This window comes from Helicobacter sp. MIT 14-3879, from assembly GCF_003364125.1.
In genome coordinates, this window is the sequence record NZ_NXLP01000103.1 from 1 (window position 1) to 3,433 (window position 3,433).

General features: G+C 30.3%; 4 protein-coding genes and 1 pseudogene. All 5 read right to left on the reverse strand.

Annotation, left to right across the window (positions count from 1 at the left end; all coding sequences use genetic code 11):
• The coding region (locus CQA44_RS11540; protein WP_115547359.1) for a type VI secretion system amidase effector protein Tae4 at positions 1-699 on the reverse strand (699 nt) is incomplete at its 3' end.
• A gap of 24 nt (positions 700-723) precedes the next feature.
• Entirely contained in the window at positions 724-1,329 is a 606-nt protein-coding gene (locus CQA44_RS11545) for a hypothetical protein (protein WP_115547360.1), read from the reverse strand.
• Positions 1,326-1,724, reverse strand: coding sequence for a hypothetical protein (locus CQA44_RS11550; RefSeq protein ID WP_115547361.1), 399 nt, complete (start codon positions 1,722-1,724; stop codon positions 1,326-1,328). Before CQA44_RS11550 ends, CQA44_RS11545 begins: the two co-directional genes overlap by 4 nt.
• Entirely contained in the window at positions 1,724-2,353 is a 630-nt protein-coding gene (locus CQA44_RS11555) for a type VI secretion system amidase effector protein Tae4 (protein WP_115547362.1), read from the reverse strand. Before CQA44_RS11555 ends, CQA44_RS11550 begins: the two co-directional genes overlap by 1 nt.
• Positions 2,354-2,362: 9 nt before the next feature.
• Positions 2,363-3,433: pseudogene (locus tag CQA44_RS13340) on the reverse strand (lipase); the annotation flags it as partial.

The following is a 3,433-nucleotide window of genomic DNA, read 5'->3' on the forward strand; positions in this document are numbered from 1 at the left end:
TAACTCCCAAAATTGAAAATCTACTACCCCATATTCTCCATTCAAATAATTCTTACTTATTTCAAAATCTTCAAATTGTTTTTTATCTCCATTCCATAAGGTTGTGTGTCCTCCTGCATCGCTCCAACCATTTATTTTCATAACCACAATACCATTTTTATCAAACTTTGAAAATTTTGTATCATAAAACTCTTTTACTTCACTTTCATTCTTAAATGTTCGTAAATTATGAGGCTTATCACTATTACCCCAATTTAAAGTTAAGAAATTTCTTATCCCATATATACTTAAGTAATATAAGTTTTCATCTGCCCCAAACCATCTTTTATTTTCAAATTTTAATTTTCCTGTATCATTAGGAAGTTTTTGATTTTTAATTAAATATTGCATTGTAGGTAAATAACTATAATTAAGTGCATAACTCATTCGTAAAGCACAGGAATTTAGAGTATATCTTCGTATATCCTCAATTGCAATGCCATCTGTATTTTGCTTTTTAATAATTTGTTCATTATTTAAAAATTCCTTATAAGGTTCTCCACCAATTTTCTTAAATACTGCTTCAGCTCCTTGAGGTTTTCCTTCTTTGTAAATCTTATTTATCTTTTCATAAGCCTTTCTTACACTCTCCCAACTTGGTCTTTTGCATTCTACACTTACAGATTTATCTCCACAAGTTGCTGTTATTTTTATATTCATTTACACTCCTTTTTATATTTAGGATTATTTATCTTTAAAAGCATTTTTAATAAATACTTTATTATTATTTACTTTCCCTTTGAGAGTAAAGCTATTATCTTGCGTTTTTATTTTGACCTCTACTTCCTCCCCCTCATTATATCCTTGTGTTGTAATATGCAAATTAATATCTTTATAATGTTTTGATGTGTCATTTAGTCTTATCTCATCGTCTCCATAAGAAAAATATATTTCTGTGATTTGCTTTTCTTCCTTGCTCTTCTCTAATGCTTCATAGACTAATCTATCATCATTACTTGCTAGTGTTGCTAGAATCTTAGATTGCTTCTCTCCCTCCCCATACACTCCTCCAATGACTATCTTTAGCTCTGTAATGTTTTCTTTCTCTAAGTAATCATCTAATCCTAATGCAAATGCAAAGTTTAGTTTGTTTGCTTTATAAGGAGAGAGGAATACTCTTGTATGAGTAATACTTAGAGATTGGTCTTTAAAATCAGTAGATTCTTTGTATTCTTTTATATCTTTAGAATAATCTAAAAGTAGTTTATATCTTCCTATGCCATAGTCTTTATATTCATAGTTTTTATAATACTCTTTAAAGAGTTTAGGGAGATGTTGTGGGATACTCATTTGCAATCCTTGCAGTATTTTTTAACAATGCGTTCTACTTCATCTTGGTATTCTTTAGAGTCATACATTTTCAAACATGAATAAAAATATACAGGCTCATTTGGTCTTGGATTATCTTCGCTTGGCTTAACATAAGCAGGATGATTGCCCATATATTGCTTAATGTATTCTATGAGTTTGTTATAATCATCATATCCTGCAACCATATTTTCAAAATATATACTTAATGATGCTATTATGTCGTTGGAAGGCTCTGTTTGATGAAAGTTAGCAAGACAATATGCCAATCCATATTCACGCATATCTTGCTTTTCTTTGCGTATATCTACCCCAAAAGCAAATGAGTACCATAAAAACATCGATAACGCAAGTGATATTATGCTATTCTTTACCATTATTTCAACTCCCAAAAGTAGAGTTCTTTAACGATACAATCTAATTGCATTAAATAATTTGAGTTATCCAAAAATTCCTTTTCCTCTCCGTCCCATAAAGTTATATGTCCGCTAGCATCGCTCCAACCGCTAATTATCATTGCTACTACTCCATTTTTGCTAAACTTTGAGAATTCATTATTATAGAAATTGATATTCTCCTGTTTTGTTTGCATTCTCTTAGGGTTATAGGATTCATCAGCATTACCCCAAACATTCTGCAACATCAAGAATTTATTTAATGTTTCAACTCTTATAATTATAATATAATTATGTCCATCATCGCCCAATGCAATAGAATTATCTTCAATTCCTTGTGGTTGCTTTTTTACTTCTCTTGCAAGATATTGTTCAATAAACATTTGGCTTTTATTTAAAGCATAGCTTACTTGCAAAGCACAAGTATTTTGGTAACCACTAAGCCCACTTTGATGGGCTTTTAAAAGAGCTTTTGACACCATTTCATACCTTGTTGCAATATCTTTAGAGTTTATCTCCCTATATGCTTTTCTTACACTCTTAAAGCTAGGTCTCTTAATCTTAATTGTTGCTTCTTTATTACCACAGATTACTTTACACTCTACTGCCATTTCTTATTCCTATACTTCTTCAAATACATTCTTAATGATAGCTTGATTATCCCTTATATTTGTGGAAGTTTGGAGAGTTTTTCCTTGAAATTCTAATGTCAATTCTACTTCCTCCCCCTCATTATATCCTTGTGTTGTAATATGCAAATTAATATCTTTATAATGCCTTGAGGTATCATTTAGTCTTATCTCATCGTCTCCATAAGAAAAATATATTTCTGTGATTTGCTTTTCTTCCTTGCTCTTCTCTAATGCTTCATAGACTAATCTATCATCATTACTTGCTAGTGTTGCTAGAATCTTAGGTTGCTTCTCTCCCTCCTCATATACTCCTCCAATGACTATCTTTAGCTCTGTAATGTTTTCTTTCTCTAAGTAATCATCTAATCCTAATGCAAATGCAAAGTTTAGTTTGTTTGCTTTATAAGGAGAGAGGAATACTCTTGTATGGGTAATGCTTAGAGATTGGTCTTTAGAGTTAGTAGATTCTTTGTATTCTTTTATATCTTTAGAATAATCTAAAAGTAGTTTATATCTTCCTATACCATAGTCTTTATATTCATAGTTTTTATAATACTCTTTAAAGAGTTTAGGGAGATGTTGTGGGATAATAAAGACAAGATGGATTTGATGGACACCAAGTTGTAGATTGATTTGTTTGTGTGTATATTCTTTATCAGGATAGCTTTGCAGTAACTCTTTTTCTAATTCTTTATCACTAATACTTTGTGCATCACTTTGATAATCTAAAATGAGGTTTTCAAAAGGACTTTCTTGCTCTTTTAGATTATCAAAAAGATAGAATTGAGTAATAGGTAAATTGTCTTGTTGGGATTTATGTTCTTTATAGTGTAGCCTTAGTATAGGTTGATGAAATTCTATTTGTGCTTTTAAAGCTTCTTTGTCTATATTCTTTGTATTAGTAGGATTAGGAGAATTAATCTTAAAGTTATTTTTTTTAGGAGTGCAGATTAAAGGAAATCCTTTATCACTAAATACACCATAGCTTACTAAATCTTGCATTATAGGATAATCATCATTATGTTTTTTTAATCCTCTTGAGCTAGGGAGTATTAAGGC